This window comes from Bradyrhizobium sp. RDI18, from assembly GCF_043203335.1.
Lineage (GTDB): Bacteria > Pseudomonadota > Alphaproteobacteria > Rhizobiales > Xanthobacteraceae > Bradyrhizobium > Bradyrhizobium retamae.
In genome coordinates this window covers 3974428-3989244 of the sequence record NZ_JBICRN010000008.1, presented here as the reverse complement: position 1 = coordinate 3989244, position 14817 = coordinate 3974428, and the positions used below count along the sequence as shown (strand labels likewise).

The following is a 14817-nucleotide window of genomic DNA, read 5'->3' as shown; positions in this document are numbered from 1 at the left end:
TAAGTCAGCCGCCGGTCATCGGCGGGAAGAACGCAATCTCGCGCGCGCCGGATATCACGGCATCCGGCTTGACATGGGCCTGGTCGATCGCAGCCCGGATCACCTTCGGCTTTTCGAAGGCATGGGCGTAAGCCTCGCCGCGGCTGGAAAGCCAGCCGATCAGATCGCTCACCGTGCGCACGTCGGCCGGTGGCTCGACGGTTTCTTCCGCGACGCCGACCCGCTCACGCACCCAGGCGAAATATTTGACCCTCATCCCTCATCCTCCTTGATGAGGTGATGGATGCCGGCGCGGAAATAGTCCCAGCCGGTGTAGATCGTGAAGAGCGCCGACATCCACAACAGGATGATCCCGATCAGGGTGGTCGCAGGCAGGAGCTGCTCACCTGCCTCGCCCGCGATCAGGAAACCGATTGCAACCAGTTGGATCGTGGTCTTCCATTTGGCCAGCTTGGTCACGGGTACGCTGACCCGCAACGCCGCGAGATATTCCCTCAAGCCCGAGACCAGGATCTCGCGGCACAGGATCACGATGGCGGCCCACAGGGTCCAGCCATGGATGCTGCTATCGGCGGCCAGCATCAAGAGGCAGGACGCTACCAGGAGCTTGTCGGCGATCGGATCGAGCATCCGGCCAAAGGCGGATTGCTGGTCCCAAATTCGCGCATAGTAGCCATCAAGGTAATCAGTCACGGCGGCGGCGAGGAAGACCGCCAGCGCTACCCAGCGCAGCCACAGCGGGCCGTCCTGGATGGATTGGGCGAAAACGCAGCCGACCACCACCGGAATGGCGGCGATACGGGCGTAGGTTAGAATATTCGGCAGGGACAGGGTCTTGGCCTGTCCCCTGGTTGTCGCGATGTTCATCCGTCTTACCAATACCGCTGGAGCGTGAAGGTCAACCGTGCGGATTTAGATCATCTGTCGCAGGCGACGCCCAAATGACATGCCTCTCGACATGAAGTCCCCTTAACCCGCCTGTGCATGGAAAAATTCAAAGATCTTGCGGGCGCTCTCGGCGCTAACGCCTGGAACCTTGCCGAGGTCCGCGATCGAGGCCCGCTCGATCTCCTTCAGTGTTCCGAAGTGATGGAGCAAAGCACGTTTGCGTGACGGGCCGATGCCCGGGATTTCCTGCAAGCCCGCTTCCCGGATGTCCTTTTTCCGCAGTTTGCGGTGCGAGCCGATCACGAAGCGATGCGCCTCGTCGCGCAGCCGCTGGATGAAATACAGCACGGGATCGCGTGGTTCGAGCTTGATGGCTTCGCGATCCGGCATGAACAGGGTCTCGCGCCCGGCATCGCGGTCCGGGCCTTTTGCCACGGCCATCAGGGAGACCTGCGTCAGTCCCAGGCCCTGGAAAATTTCTCTGACGGCGTTGAGCTGTCCCCGGCCGCCATCGATGATTACGAGGTCGGGCCATTGCGGAAACGAGTCATCGTCGGCCTTGGCCTTGGCCGCATCGCCCTCCGGCGGCTTCAACAGCCGCTTGAAGCGCCGTTCCAGCACTTCGCGCATCATCGCGTAGTCGTCGCCGGGCGTCAGTCCCTCGGACTTGATGTTGAACTTGCGATACTGGTTTTTGATAAAGCCATCCGGTCCCGCCACGATCATTGCGCCGACCGCGTTGGTGCCCTGGATGTGACTGTTGTCGTAGACCTCGATGCGCTTCGGCACCTGCGGCAGCCCGAGCGTGGCGGCCATCGCTTCCAAGAGCCGGCTCTGCGTCGCGGTATCGGCGAGCTTGCGGCCAAGCGCCTCGCGCGCATTGGTCAGCGCATGCGTGACCAGTTCCTTTTTCTCGCCGCGCTTCGGCACCGAGATTTCGACCTTGTAGCCAGCCTTCACGCATAGGGCGTCGGCCAGCAGCGCGCATTCCTCGATCTCATGCGACAGCAAAATGAGTTTCGGCGGCGGCTTGTCGTCGTAGAATTGCGCGAGGAACGAGGCCAGGACTTCCTGCGGCGTGAACGACTTCTCCGCGCGCGGAAAATAGGCGCGGTTGCCCCAGTTCTGGCCGGTGCGGAAGAAGAACACTTCCACGCAGTAATAGCCGCCTTCCTGATGGATGGCGAACACGTCGGCCTCTTCCACGGTGCGGGGATTGATGCCCTGCTGCGATTGGATCGCCGACAGAGCGGCGAGACGATCGCGATAGAGTGCCGCGGTCTCGAATTCGAGCTCGTTCGATGCCTTCTCCATCTCGGCTGCGAGCAGCTCCTTCACCGCATGGCTGCGGCCGGACAGGAAATCGGTCGCCTCGCGCACCAGCTCGCCATAGCCGGGGAAGTCGATCTCGCGGGTGCAGGGCCCGGAGCAGCGGCGGATCTGGTACAGCAGGCAGGGCCGCGTGCGGCTTTCGAAAAAGCCGTCGGTGCAGGAGCGGATCAGAAACGCGCGCTGCAGCGCCGTGATGGTGCGGTTAACGGCGCCGGCGGATGCGAACGGCCCGAAATATCGTCCGGGCCTGGTTTGCGCGCCGCGATGCTTGAGGATCTGCGGCGCCCAATGGTCGCCTGTGATCAGGATGTAGGGGAACGATTTGTCGTCGCGTAGCTGCACGTTGAAGCGTGGCCGTAGCTGCTTGATCAGGTTGGCTTCCAGCAGCAGCGCTTCGGTCTCGGTCGTGGTGGAAACGATCTCGACCGTGACGGTCGCCGCGATCATCCGCAGGATGCGCGCCGGCAATGGCGCGTTGGCGCGGGCATAGGAGGCAAGCCGCTTGCGAACGTTCTTCGCCTTGCCGACGTAGAGCACGTCGCTGGCGGTATTGAGCATGCGGTAGACGCCGGGAGAGGTCGGCGCCAGTCGCACAGCGTTTTCGATGGCTGCGTGGCCGATTGCCAGCGGGCCTTCGGCAATCGCATCAGCGGGTTCCTCGGGCGCTTCCGGCAGCCGCGCCTCGTCGTCCTCCTCGGCAGCGGAAGTTGCGGGATCGACATCGGCCGCGGTCTGGTCCGGTGGCGGCAAATCCGGCTGGGAACCCCGCCGCGCCCTGCTCGGAGGCTTCGGATGGTCGGTAGAATCGTGATCCATGGCCCTAAACTAAGCGCTGCGAGGCGGCATCGCCAGCGCTCGCGGCGCGCGTTGCCGAAGGGGCGCCGGTAACGGATCCTTAAGAATGATGGGCGGCGGGTAACCCGGCTTAACAACCCCTTTAACTTAAAATTCTCGATAAATCTTAGCAGAAAAGGTGGGGTTCCGTAACCAGGCCGATCTCCCGCCAGGCTTGGTTGCGGCAGTTGCGTGGGGTGCGTGATGAGCAGGGTTGTGTCGGGCGCGCTGGCGCTGGTCGCCGCTGGCTGGACCATGTCGGCGCAGGCAGCAGACTTCTACGGATCGCCCAATACGGTCAACCAGTCGCTGTTCCGTCCCGATAGCTGGGCCGGTCCCTACCTTGGCGCCAACATCGGCTATGCCTGGGGTTCGGTCGCAAACAATCCGGCCAAGCCGTCCGGTTTCGTCGGCGGCGTTCAGGCCGGCTACAATTGGCAGAACGGCGGACCGTGGGTGTTCGGTCTCGAAGGCGACATCCAGGCGACCGGCGCCGAAGAAACCTTCGCGCCATGGAAATTTTCCAATCCCTGGTTCGGCACGGTTCGCGGCCGCGCCGGCTACGCGTTCACCAACGTCTTGTTCTTCGGCACCGGCGGTCTCGCCTTCGGCGAGCTGCGCGCTACTACCTTTGGCCTGACGGAATCTCATACCAATTTGGGCTGGACGCTCGGCGCCGGCGCCGAAGTGGGACTCGCGCCGAACTGGAGCGCCAAGATCGAATATCTCTATGTCGATCTGGCTAACAGCAACTTCGTTATTACGGGTGCGTCGAACGGTTACCGGTTCGGCCTGATACGGGCCGGCGTGAACTGGCGCTTCTAGCCAAGAAAAAAAGAAACTTGCGGCGACCACCTCCCGGCGGCAGTAAGTCGCCGGGATTTTTTTGCCTTCAGGCCGCGGGCATTGCAAATCTCAACGCTGTGGACGGCGACGCCATGCCCAGCGCGATCTTCGCAGCAAGAATTCAGTCCGCGTTCAGCGCGAGCGTCAGCTCACGATGAAATCACCAGGTTGACCGCCTTGGGGCCTTTGCCCTTCTTGTCCGGCTCGACCTCGAACGTAATGCGCTGCCCTTCAGTCAAATCCTTCAATCCGGCCCGCTCGACAGCGGTGATGTGCACGAACACATCGCGGCCGCCGTCATCGGGCTTGATGAAGCCGTAGCCGCGTTCTCCATTGAAGAACTTGACTGTTCCAGTCATGGCCATCGGGAAACTCCTCCCCCGTATTGCTCTGCCGTTACGCGCACCTCGCGTATCGGCCGACCGGACATTCGCTGCCGGAAGCCTGGCCACCTGAACCGATCGGATTCACGCCGCCGATCGACCCGGATTTTGTTCGGCCTTGATCACTCCGCCGCAACCATTCGCGGAAGCGGAACGTAAAGCCAGTCCCAACGGACTGAGCATAATACGGTTTCGCGTAAATTGCCTACGGCGATCTCGCACTTTCCACCGGCCGCGCCGAGGCTCACGGCTTGGGCGTTTCCAGCCTGAACCGGCCGGCCCCGCCCTGGCCGAGCGGTTTTTCGAGCTCGGGTAGTATTGTCTTCAACTCACCGGCCAGCGTCCACGGCGGATTGACGATCAGCAGGCCGGTGGAGGCGAGGGGGCCGCCCGGCTCCTGCGGCGCAACGCTGAATTCAAGACGCAGACATTTCCCGGCCGGCCTGCTGGCCGCGGCAGCGCTTGCGACGAGCCGTGCCAGCGTGTCGGTGGCCCGCCGGCTCTTCACCGGATACCAGATCAGATAGCTGCCGGTCGGCCACTTCGCGTAGGCTTCGGCGAAGCCGCCGGCCAGCCGCTCGAATTCGTCCTTTTGCTCGAATGCGGGGTCGATCAGCACCAGACCGCGCCGCTCGTTGGGAGGCACGAAGGCCGGCAACGCCGTCCAGCCGTCGAGATCGACCACCCGCGCCTGGCTGTCGCGACGCAGCGCATCGATCAATTGCCTGCGGGCATTGGGCTCGATTTCACAGGCCGTGAGGCGGTCCTGCGGCCGCAGCAGCGCGCGGGCGATCAGGGGCGATCCGGGATAGGCCTCGAGCCGGCCCGGCGCGTTGAATGCCCTGATGATATCGAGATACGGGGTCACCAGCGGCAGCGCGCTTTCCGAGAACCGCGCCTGCATTACCCGCGCAATGCCGGTCAGCCATTCGCCGCCGCGGCGCGCCTCCTCAGCCGTGAGATCATAGCGCCCGGCGCCGGCATGGGTGTCGATGACGCGAAACGGGGCCTGCTTTTTCCTGCAGATAGGTCAGCATGCGTACCAACACGATGTGCTTGATGACATCGGCAAAGCCGCCGGCGTGAAAGGCGTGTCGGTAGTTCATGGCAATCGGCCGACCAATTGGAGAAGACGTATTGTCTTCTACTCGTCGGGGCCGGGCTTGTCCTGCTTCGCGAAACGCCTCACGGGCAGGGCCGAAATGCCGACCACGTTTTGGTGCAGATAGGTCCCGGCCATCCACGTGTCTTGCAGATGACGATAAGCCGTGGATGACCGGGAACGCAGACAACTTCGAGCAGTCTGCGCAAAGCGAGCCGCCATGCCTGGCATGACGGTAAGCGGGTCTTCAGCCGCCCCGTACCGGCGGCATCACCACCTCGTCACGCCGGCAGGCGCGGCGGTCGATTTCGTCGCAGGCGCGGAATTGCATGTCCTTGCTCAGGCAGACCCGCACCTCGCTCAGGCGCCGGCTCGAGCAGGTCACCGAAATCGCCGAACTGCTCAAGCCCGGGTTGATCTTGATAAAGGCCTCTTCGAGATCGCCGGGGGCGATGGTCTTCTGCTCCGACAATTGCAGGAATTCCTCGGGAATCTTTACCGCCGCACGCGCTTTCCGGGTGGTCTCGAAGTAGGCTCGCGCGCCAAGGCCCGAACAGGTGCCGTGCTTGTCCCACTCGTTGAAGATCAGTCCGGGCGCCGGCATCAGGTCCAGCATCGAGGTCATGATGTTGCGATCGAGCCGCGGCGAGGGTCGTTGGCAATATTCGGGAAAGCCGCGCTCATATTGCGGCCACAGGCCGTGAACCACGAAGGAATAGGGGCGGCTGCACTGGGTCTGTGAACGCCCGCTATTGCCGCGCTCAGCCGCCGCCTCGCAGAAGGAGGGCGACCAGGACAGAGCCAGGACATAAAAATCGAATTCGCCCGGCGCGTTCTGCCGGCGGTCCTGCGCGGGCGCTGTCCCGGCCAAGGCGACAACAAGAGCCAGCGAAATCAGAAGCCGTGAAATAATCCGCGAAATAATGATGGACCGGTGCATCGAACGCCCCCTCTACTCGACTACCAGGAGCCTAGCAGGGAGCCGGAACATTTCAAGAACAAAATTGGATTGACCGCAGAGTTGGCCCGAGTCAGCCGGGTCGTTTGCCGGATTTCAGGGCGATCAGGGCCGCGCGGCCCTGCAGCCGGGGCTATAGGCCCAGTTGCGGTCAAGCCCGGTCACGCACCATTCGACGCCCTGGCCGAAGCCGGCAAAGCCGCCATCCTCGATGATCGAGTAGTGCACGCTGCGCATCTTGCCGTCGCTCAGCATCACATCGCCGCTGCAAAAGCGACGCGGAATGTTGTCGGATTGCCAGGGCCGGAATGCGGTTTCCTGGATCCGGCCAAAGCCGGTGATGGTCAGCGCCGAATTCCAGAACTTGCCCTCCTTCTCCCGGAATTGGTACGCGATGGTCGACAGCGCCCGTTCGCATTCGGCAACGCCGCCGTCATAGCGCGGGCCTGACAGCCAGAAATTCAATTCCAAGGGATTGGCGGCCTGGGCGGCGTGGCCGGAGGCCAGCAGGGCGAGCGCCGCCGCCGTCGGACCGAGTGCTCTCAAGGACTTGAACAAATTGCGCATGGGGAATCCGCCGGTAAGCCAACGCACGGGACGGTGCCGCGAAGCCCTGACAAGGTCAAGTGCAGCGCGGCAACACCTGACAGCCAAGTCCGCCTCGTGCCGCAAGCATTCTTTTCACGGCCATCGGCGCACACTATGGTGCGGTTCGAGCGAAATGGAGTCTGCGATGCGAAGAATTGTGGCCGCGAGCCTGATTGCCATGGGCGGGATGCTGGCGGCGGCGCCGGCGCAGGCGCACTGGTGGGATATCGACACGGTGCCACCGTTCAAGGGCAACGACACCGGCGGCATCATCGCCTATACGCTCGCGACGCAGGCCGACGCCCGCCAACTCGCCGTCGACCACTGCGCCCGTTACGGCAAGGTGGTGAAATTCCTCGGCGTACAGCCCAATTACGGCGGCTACGTCTCCTTTGCCTGTCGCTGGGTGCCCTATGGCGCCGCTGAGCGGCCGCTGCGCACGCTTTACTGAGCGCTGCCGCTACCTGTTTTTCGGCCGGACATGTTTTCGCCACGCGGAGCGTGTGTTCACTTCGCGATGACGATCTCTGGAAGAATTCAGCGGGAGCCACGCATGAGACGACTGCTTCTTGTATCTTGTTCGGCCGTTGGTGTGCTTGCTCTGTTGCCGGCAAGCGGCGCTATCGCCGTGGAGTTGCCGGTGCGCAAGGCCGGCCTGTGGGAGATGAAGGTGGTGAGCACAGGCTCGCCGTCACCCGAGATGACGATGCACCAATGCACCGACGAGACCACGGACAAGGACATGAGCACCGCAATGTCGCCGGTGGCCAAGGAGATCTGCTCGAAGCAGGAGATCCTGAAGACGGCGACCGGCTATGTCACCGATTCGGTCTGCGGCATCGCCGGCGTGACGGTCAAATCAAAGGCCGAGATCACCGGCGACTTCAACTCCGCCTACACCGTGAAATCGACCTCGCATAGCGAGGGTGGCCGGGCCGGCGCGCACGATTCCACTTCCACGATCGAGGCCAAATGGGTCGGCGCCTGCAAGGCCGACCAGAAGCCCGGCGACATCATGATGCCTGGCGGCATGAAGATGAACATCAAGGACATGCAAAAGCTAAAGGCGCTGATCCCGAAGCAGCCGGCGAAGTAACGAAGCAGAATTTGTCGTCCCTGCGAACGCAGGGACCCAACCACCGTTGCTCATGGCGAAGGAAGCCGTCTTCCCTTGTGCCCTTTCCGCGGGCCGCGGCGTATGGGTCCCGGCTCAAGGCCGGGACGACAACGTCCCGTCTATCCTGCCTACACCGGCACCCTCACCGCCGCGCGCAGGCCGCCCATCGGGCTGTCGCCGAGCGTGATGTCGCCGCCGTGCGAGCGGGCGATGTCGCGGGCAATGGCGAGGCCGAGGCCCGTGCCGCCCTCATCCTGGTTGCGGGCATCGTCGAGCCGCAGGAACGGCTTGAACACTTCCTCGCGCATGTTGACCGGAATGCCCGGCCCGTCGTCGTCGACCGTCACCGTCAGGTAGCGGTGATCGCGGTGGCCGGTGATGGCGACCGTGTTGGCGTGGCGCGCCGCATTGGAAACGAGGTTGGCGATGCAGCGCTTGAACGAGGCCGGCTTCACCGTCACCACCGGCAGGCCGTGGAACGTCACGGTTGCGGTATGGCCGTGGCGTTCGGCGTCGCTGCGCAACTCCTCCAGCGCCATCGCCATATCGGTCGGCTGCGCGATCTCGCCGCTGTCGCCGCGCGCGAAGGCGAGATAGGCCTCGAGCATGCCGGACATTTCGTCGACGTCCTTGCGCATGCCGTCGACTTCGGGACTGTCGCCGATCAGCGCCAGTTCGAGCTTGAAGCGGGTCAGGATGGTGCGCAAATCGTGGCTGACGCCGGCCAGCATCGCGGTGCGCTGATCGATCGAGCGTTCGACGCGGGCCTTCATCTCCAGGAATGCCTGTGCCGCTTGCCGCACCTCCCGCGCGCCGCGCGGACGGAAATTCGGCACCTCGCGGCCCTTGCCGAAACTTTCGGCGGCGTCCGCCAGCCGCAGGATCGGCCTGATCTGGTTGCGCAGGAACAGCACCGCGACGATCAGCAGGATCGAGGAGGTACCGAGCATCCAGAAGATGAAAATCTCCGAATTGGAGGCATAGGCGGCGCTACGCTGTGCGAACACGCGCATCACGGCATCGTCGAGCTGGATGCGGATTTCGACCAGATTGGACTTGCCGACGGTATCGATCCAGAACGGACGGCCGATCTGGCGACCGAGCTGCACCGACAAGGTCTGGTCGAGCAGCGAGAAGAACGGTTTTGGCCCGGGCTGCGGCAGATCGCCGACCGGAAGGAAATCGACCACGAGCTGCAATCGTTGCCCGACGCGGCGCAATTGCGCGCGGTCCTTGTCCTGCGGATAGAATTTGTAGACATCGATCAGGCTGGCGATGTCCTGCACCACGGCGGCCGACAGGCGTCGCGTCACCGTGTTCCAGTGCCGCTCCATGAACACGAACGCCACGACCGTTTGCAGGATCACCATCGGAACGATCATGATCAGGAGCGCGCGGGCGTAGAGGCCGGTCGGCATCCAGCTCTTGAACGCGTTGCCCATCCAGCCATTGGCCCTGGAGACGCGTTGCGACGCGTTGCGGATGAACGTCAGGCCGGTGTCGAGCGTGCTCATGAGCTGGCTCAGGGCGACGCCACCAGGCGATAGCCGATGCCGCGCGCCGCCTGCAGGAACAGCGGATTGGCGGGATCGCGCTCGATCTTGCGCCGCAGGCGGTTGATCTGCACGTCGACGGCGCGCTCGTTCACCGTGCCGCCGCCGGTCAGCGCCGCGCGCGGCACCGTTTCGCCGGGACTGGCGGCCAAAATGCGCAGCATTTCGCGCTCGCGGTCGGTCAAGTGAATGATCTCCTCGCCCTGGCGTAGTTCGCCGCGATCGAGATGGAAAATGTAAGGGCCGAACGCGATCTGCTCCAGCGCCTCCACCGGCGGCGGCGCAGAGCGCTTGAGGATATTGCCGATCCTCAAGATCAGCTCGCGCGGCTCGAACGGCTTCGCCACATAATCGTCGGCGCCGATCTGCAGGCCCTCGATCCGCGCCTCCGCCTCGTGGCGGGCCGTCAGCATGATGATCGGCACCGAGGAGGAGGTGCGAATGAATCGCGCCAGGTCGAAGCCGGTTTCGCCGGGCATCATGACGTCGAGGATCAGGAGGTCGAAATGCAGGCCGAGCAGTTTTGCGCGCGCATCGCTCGCGCTCGAGGCGGTGGTGACGCGATAGCCCTCGCCGGTCAGAAACCGCGACAGCAGATCGCGGATACGGCGGTCGTCGTCGACCAAGAGCAGATGAGGGGCGTCATCGGCCAGTTGCCGCGGCGCGGGCGTGGTGGCTGCAGCGATGGTTGCTCCTTGCGGCACGATCACTCCCTTGGCTTCTTGCTGCCGATCCCGAAGATCGCCTCCAACACCTTGTCGGGGTCGTCGCGATCGATCATCGCGCGCAGGAACTCGCTGATCGCGGCGACGCCTTCGGGATTGATGTCCCGGAGCGCGCGGGTGATGCGATCGGTCTGAAGCCCTGCGAGCTTTGCCACCAACGCTTCGCCCTTCGGGGTGGCGTAAAGAAGGCGCTGCCGGCGGTCGTTATTGCCGGTCTTCTGGACAATGTAGCCCTCATCGAGCAACTGCTTGAGCACCCGGCCAAGCGACTGCTTGGTGATCCGCAACACGTCCAGGAGGTCGGCGACCTTGAGGCCGGGGTAGCGGTAGACGAAATGCATCACGCGGTGATGGGCGCGGCCGAACCCGAAAGCCTCGAGCTCATGGTCGGCGTCGCCGACGAAGTCGCGATAGGCGAAGAACAGCAGCTCGATAATGTCCCAGCGAAATTCGCCAGCCCGCGGGGCAGGGCTGGCGGCCCCCTGCGAATCGGTGGCTACGGAGCCCTTTGAGAAATTTATGTCAGTCATGTTGACATATCTTGGGTTCAATGTTACAAAACTTCCAGCCACGACGAAACTTTAGGTCGTTTCGAACCTGGTGACGTGTCAGGCAGCCGGAAAAAAGCCAGTGATGGCGGCAACGGCCGCAAATGGATTACCGTGCGATTGTCGAGCGGCATTTCGGCAAACATACTGGACTTCGGCATCCCGCAAAAGCATGTCCTCGACCGACATGACGGCGACGGAAGCCGGCCGCAAGGCCGGTGATGGTGAAGTCCAGACCTGTGAAGGCCCGGAAGACGCATGCCGGCGCCAAAATGGGCGCCGAATTCCAATAGCGGGAAGCAAGGGCAAAGGGGCAAGGGCAAAGGGGAATGAGTTTGAAATTCGAAATCCGGCCTGCGGCGAATCCAACCCCTGAGAGGGAGCGCGCGGCCAAGCTCGTGGACCCGGGCTTCGGCCGGATTTTCACCGATCACATGGCCATCGTCCGCTACAATCAGGCCAACGGCTGGCATGACGCGCGGGTCGAGGCCCGCGCGAATTTTCCGCTCGATCCGGCGACAGCCGTCCTGCACTACGCGCAGGAGATTTTCGAAGGCCTCAAGGCCTACAAGCGCGACAACGGGGTGAATCTGTTCCGCCCCGACGCCAACGCAAGGCGCTTTAACAGTTCGGCTGAGCGCATGGCCATGGCGCCGCTGCCCGAAGCTATCTTCATCGAAGCGGTCGAGCAGCTCGTGCGCATCGACAGCGCCTGGATACCGGGCGGCGAGGGCAGTCTCTACTTGCGGCCCTTCATGATCGCGAGCGAGATCTTCCTCGGCGTGAAGCCATCGGCGGAATACATCTTCGCCGTCATCGCCTCGCCGGTCGGCTCCTACTTCAAGGGCGGACCTGCGCCGGTGTCGATCTGGGTGTCGGAGAATTACACGCGTGCCGCGATCGGCGGCACCGGGGCCGTCAAGTGCGGCGGCAATTACGCCGCGAGCCTGCGCGCGCAGGCCGAGGCCATCGAGCACGGCTGCGATCAGGTCGTTTTCCTCGACGCGATCGAACGCCGCTACATCGAGGAGCTTGGCGGCATGAATGTCTTCTTCGTGTTCGACGACGGCTCGCTCTCGACGCCGCCGCTCGGCACCATCCTGCCGGGCATCACCCGCGATTCGATCATTGCGCTCGCGAAGGATTCCGGCACGGTCGTGCGCGAGGAGGCCTACACGATCGAGCAGTGGCGCGCGGATGCCGCCAGCGGAAAGCTGAAAGAGGCGTTCGCCTGCGGCACCGCGGCCGTCATCTCGCCGATCGGCAAGGTGTGCTCCGCGAGCGGCGATTTTCTGATCAATGGCGGCATAGCCGGCCCTGTCGCCATGGGGCTGCGCAAGAAGCTCGTCGATATCCAGTACGGTCGCGCAGCGGACCCGCACGACTGGATCAGAAAGGTGCTGTGACGGGCGGCGGGCGTCATCGCATTCGTCTGGCAGCGGAGCAAGCGGCACCCCTCTCCCGCAAGGGAAGAGGGTGCACTGGCCCGGGTTGCCCTGCCGTGGCTCGGCTGGTACCTAGCCGCCATGGCTGAAAAACCCAAAAAACCGCAGAAACTGAAGGCGCGGCTGCCGCGCGGGCTCGAGGACCGTGGCCCGGCCGCGATTGCGGCCACGCGCCAGATGGTCGAGAAGATCCGCGAGGTCTACGAGCGCTACGGTTTTGAGCCGGTGGAAACGCCGGCAATGGAGTTCACCGACGCGCTCGGCAAATTCCTGCCCGACCAGGACCGGCCAAACGAGGGCGTGTTCTCGTTCCAGGACGATGACGAGCAGTGGATCTCGCTGCGCTACGATCTGACCGCGCCGCTGGCGCGCTATGTGGCGGAGAATTTCGACGCGCTGCCGAAGCCGTATCGCAGCTACCGCGCGGGTTACGTCTATCGCAACGAGAAGCCAGGCCCCGGCCGCTTCCGCCAGTTCATGCAGTTCGATGCCGACACGGTGGGCTCGGCCTCGCCGGCGGCGGACGCCGAGATGTGCATGATGGCGGCGGATACGATGGAAGCGCTGGGCATTCCCCGCGGCTCCTATCTGGTGAAAGTGAATAACCGCAAGGTGCTCGACGGGGTGATGGAGAGCATCGGGCTTGGCGGTGAGGAGAATGCGGGACGTAGGCTTACGGTGCTAAGGGCGATCGACAAGCTCGATCGGCTTGGCGAACAGGGTGTGCGCGAGTTGCTAGGCGAGGGCCGTAAGGACGAATCCGGCGATTTCACAAAAGGCGCCGGAATATCTGCCTCTGACGCGGAGACCGTTTTTGCATTCATGCACGGTGGAGCCGATGCGAATGACAAAAGCTTTTTTCAAAGGCTCGAAAATGTCTTTAACGAGAAAGGCAGCACATCTGGTAGCGAAGGTCTGAAAGAACTCAGCCAGATTTTTGATATTACGATGGCTTCGGGTTATGGCGACGGTCGCGTCCTTATTGACACTTCTGTCGTGCGCGGCCTCGAATACTACACCGGACCCGTCTACGAGGTCGAACTCACCCTCGAAACCAAGGACGAAAAAGGCCGCCCCGTCCGCTTCGGCTCGGTCGGCGGCGGTGGCCGCTACGACGGTCTCGTCTCGCGCTTCCGCGGCGAGCCGGTGCCGGCGACGGGATTTTCCATCGGCGTGTCGCGGTTACAGGCGGCGCTGACGATGCTGGGTAAGCTCGACACGCGGCCCGACTTCGGCCCGGTCGTGGTCACCGTGTTCGATCGCGACCGCGTCGCCGATTACCAGAAAATGGTCGCCGAGCTTCGCAACGCGAACATCCGCGCTGAGCTCTATCTCGGCAATCCCAAGAACATGGGCAACCAGCTCAAATATGCCGACCGCCGCAATTCGCCTTGCGTCATCATCCAGGGTTCGGATGAAAAGGAGCGCGGCGAAATTCAGATCAAGGATCTGATCGAAGGCGCCAGGGCGGCAGCCGCGATCGCCTCCAACCAGGAATGGCGCGAGACTCGTCCGGCGCAGTTTTCCTGCGCTGAGGGCGAGATCGTCGCCAAAGTGCGCGAGGTGCTCGCGCGCCATGACGTCAAGTGGGGATAGCCATTCGTTCCCGGCGTCATGCCCGGGCTTGTCCCGGGCATCGACGTCTTGTTTGATAGAAAAGGTCGTCGATGGCCGGCACAGATCCGGCCATGACGGAAACAAAAAGGGAGAGACGAGAATGCCTGAGATCACCATCAGCATGGCCGCCGGCCGGACCGAAGAACAGAAAGTCGGCATGATGCGCGACATCACCCAGGCGCTGGTGAAGAACCTCGGCGTCGATGCGGAAGCTGTCGTGATCCAGATCAACGAGGCGCCGCTCACCCACAAGATGAAGGGCGGCAAGACGTTCGTCGAGCGCGCTGCAGCGGCGAAGAAGTAGCTCTCCCGTCGTCCCTGCGAACGCAGGGACCCATAACCACCGACGTTGTTGTTGGAGCAAGCTGGAGCCCCAGCTCGGCCGGGCCACGTAGATTTGTGGTTACGGGTCCCGGCGTTCGCCGGGACGACAGCGGGAGTTGTTTGCGCATCAGGAATCCCCATGGACGCACGCGACTTCATCAAGATCGGCATGAGCGCGGAACGGACGCTGGTCGTGCCGCCCGAGCGCACGGTCGGGCATTTCGTCCCTGGCATGCCGATGGTCTATGCAACGCCGATGATGATCCTGGAAATGGAGATGGCGTCGAGTGATGCCATCAGAGGCCATCTTCAGCCGGGCTGGATCACGGTTGGCACCGAGGTCGATATCCGCCATCTCGGCGCCTCGCTGGTCGGCGCGACGGTACGCGTCACGGCAAAGGTCGTAGCCATCGAGCGCCGCGTGATCCGCTTCGAGGTCGAAGCCTTCGAAGGCGAGCGCAAAATAGGCGACGGCCGCCACGCCCGCGGCCTCGTCAATGTCGAGACGTTTACAAAAAGGCTTGCAGGGAAGTAGCAGCGGACTCGGTGCGTAGGCT

The 14817-nt window shown here is 63.3% G+C and carries 16 protein-coding genes and 1 pseudogene; 7 read left to right on the top strand and 10 right to left on the bottom strand.

The window, feature by feature from the left end; translation table 11 throughout:
• Positions 1 to 4 precede the first annotated feature (4 nt).
• From moaD to uvrC, 3 genes are all read right to left on the bottom strand, one after another.
• On the bottom strand, positions 5 to 256 hold the full coding sequence (gene moaD / locus ACFXS9_RS28335; RefSeq protein ID WP_392694478.1) for a molybdopterin converting factor subunit 1: 252 nt from the start codon (positions 254 to 256) through the stop codon (positions 5 to 7).
• Positions 253 to 867: a CDP-diacylglycerol--glycerol-3-phosphate 3-phosphatidyltransferase gene (gene pgsA, locus ACFXS9_RS28330; protein WP_334417845.1), complete on the bottom strand. Its 615-nt coding sequence runs from the start codon at positions 865 to 867 to the stop codon at positions 253 to 255. The genes moaD and pgsA overlap by 4 nt, the downstream gene beginning before the upstream one ends.
• Positions 868 to 969: 102 nt before the next feature.
• Positions 970 to 3036 (bottom strand): excinuclease ABC subunit UvrC, encoded by a 2067-nt coding sequence (gene uvrC / locus ACFXS9_RS28325; protein WP_392694474.1) that lies wholly within the window; start codon positions 3034 to 3036, stop codon positions 970 to 972.
• A 222-nt stretch (positions 3037 to 3258) separates the two neighbouring features.
• Between uvrC and ACFXS9_RS28320 the strand changes: the two genes are divergently transcribed.
• Positions 3259 to 3879 carry an outer membrane protein gene (locus tag ACFXS9_RS28320; RefSeq protein ID WP_392694471.1) on the top strand — a complete coding sequence of 207 codons (621 nt, stop codon included), beginning with the start codon at positions 3259 to 3261 and terminating at the stop codon, positions 3877 to 3879.
• A gap of 170 nt (positions 3880 to 4049) precedes the next feature.
• Here ACFXS9_RS28320 and ACFXS9_RS28315 read toward each other — a convergent pair whose 3' ends face one another.
• The 4 genes and pseudogenes from ACFXS9_RS28315 to ACFXS9_RS28300 form a co-directional block, all read right to left on the bottom strand.
• A complete protein-coding gene (locus ACFXS9_RS28315; RefSeq protein ID WP_028350729.1) occupies positions 4050 to 4265 on the bottom strand; it encodes a cold-shock protein in 216 nt (71 codons plus the stop codon).
• Between the two features lie 262 nt (positions 4266 to 4527).
• Positions 4528 to 5389, bottom strand: a pseudogene (locus ACFXS9_RS28310) (23S rRNA (adenine(2030)-N(6))-methyltransferase RlmJ).
• Positions 5390 to 5632: 243 nt separating this feature from the next.
• Entirely contained in the window at positions 5633 to 6325 is a 693-nt protein-coding gene (locus tag ACFXS9_RS28305; RefSeq protein ID WP_392694467.1) for a ribonuclease T, read from the bottom strand.
• Between the two features lie 123 nt (positions 6326 to 6448).
• On the bottom strand, positions 6449 to 6910 hold the full coding sequence (locus ACFXS9_RS28300; RefSeq protein ID WP_392694464.1) for a hypothetical protein: 462 nt from the start codon (positions 6908 to 6910) through the stop codon (positions 6449 to 6451).
• Between the two features lie 166 nt (positions 6911 to 7076).
• Here ACFXS9_RS28300 and ACFXS9_RS28295 point away from each other — a divergent pair, with 166 nt between their 5' ends.
• Positions 7077 to 7382 carry a hypothetical protein gene (locus tag ACFXS9_RS28295; RefSeq protein ID WP_392694461.1) on the top strand — a complete coding sequence of 102 codons (306 nt, stop codon included), beginning with the start codon at positions 7077 to 7079 and terminating at the stop codon, positions 7380 to 7382.
• A gap of 102 nt (positions 7383 to 7484) precedes the next feature.
• On the top strand, positions 7485 to 8027 hold the full coding sequence (locus tag ACFXS9_RS28290) for a DUF3617 domain-containing protein (protein WP_392694458.1): 543 nt from the start codon (positions 7485 to 7487) through the stop codon (positions 8025 to 8027).
• Between the two features lie 149 nt (positions 8028 to 8176).
• Here ACFXS9_RS28290 and ACFXS9_RS28285 read toward each other — a convergent pair whose 3' ends face one another.
• The 3 genes from ACFXS9_RS28285 to ACFXS9_RS28275 are packed head-to-tail and all read right to left on the bottom strand — an operon-like array spanning position 8177 to position 10856.
• Positions 8177 to 9562 (bottom strand): ATP-binding protein, encoded by a 1386-nt coding sequence (locus tag ACFXS9_RS28285; RefSeq protein WP_392694455.1) that lies wholly within the window; start codon positions 9560 to 9562, stop codon positions 8177 to 8179.
• 8 nt (positions 9563 to 9570) lie between these two features.
• Positions 9571 to 10311 carry a response regulator gene (locus ACFXS9_RS28280; RefSeq protein ID WP_392694452.1) on the bottom strand — a complete coding sequence of 247 codons (741 nt, stop codon included), beginning with the start codon at positions 10309 to 10311 and terminating at the stop codon, positions 9571 to 9573.
• Positions 10308 to 10856 carry a MarR family winged helix-turn-helix transcriptional regulator gene (locus ACFXS9_RS28275; protein WP_392694450.1) on the bottom strand — a complete coding sequence of 183 codons (549 nt, stop codon included), beginning with the start codon at positions 10854 to 10856 and terminating at the stop codon, positions 10308 to 10310. Before ACFXS9_RS28275 ends, ACFXS9_RS28280 begins: the two co-directional genes overlap by 4 nt.
• A 347-nt stretch (positions 10857 to 11203) precedes the next feature.
• Between ACFXS9_RS28275 and ACFXS9_RS28270 the strand changes: the two genes are divergently transcribed.
• From ACFXS9_RS28270 to ACFXS9_RS28255, 4 genes are all read left to right on the top strand, one after another.
• Positions 11204 to 12280, top strand: coding sequence for a branched-chain amino acid aminotransferase (locus ACFXS9_RS28270; RefSeq protein ID WP_392694447.1), 1077 nt, complete (start codon positions 11204 to 11206; stop codon positions 12278 to 12280).
• A gap of 120 nt (positions 12281 to 12400) precedes the next feature.
• Positions 12401 to 13915: a histidine--tRNA ligase gene (gene hisS / locus ACFXS9_RS28265; protein WP_392694444.1), complete on the top strand. Its 1515-nt coding sequence runs from the start codon at positions 12401 to 12403 to the stop codon at positions 13913 to 13915.
• 121 nt (positions 13916 to 14036) lie between these two features.
• On the top strand, positions 14037 to 14240 hold the full coding sequence (locus ACFXS9_RS28260) for a tautomerase family protein (protein ID WP_171710092.1): 204 nt from the start codon (positions 14037 to 14039) through the stop codon (positions 14238 to 14240).
• A 159-nt stretch (positions 14241 to 14399) separates the two neighbouring features.
• Entirely contained in the window at positions 14400 to 14795 is a 396-nt protein-coding gene (locus ACFXS9_RS28255) for a thioesterase family protein (RefSeq protein ID WP_392694441.1), read from the top strand.
• Positions 14796 to 14817: the final 22 nt, after the last annotated feature.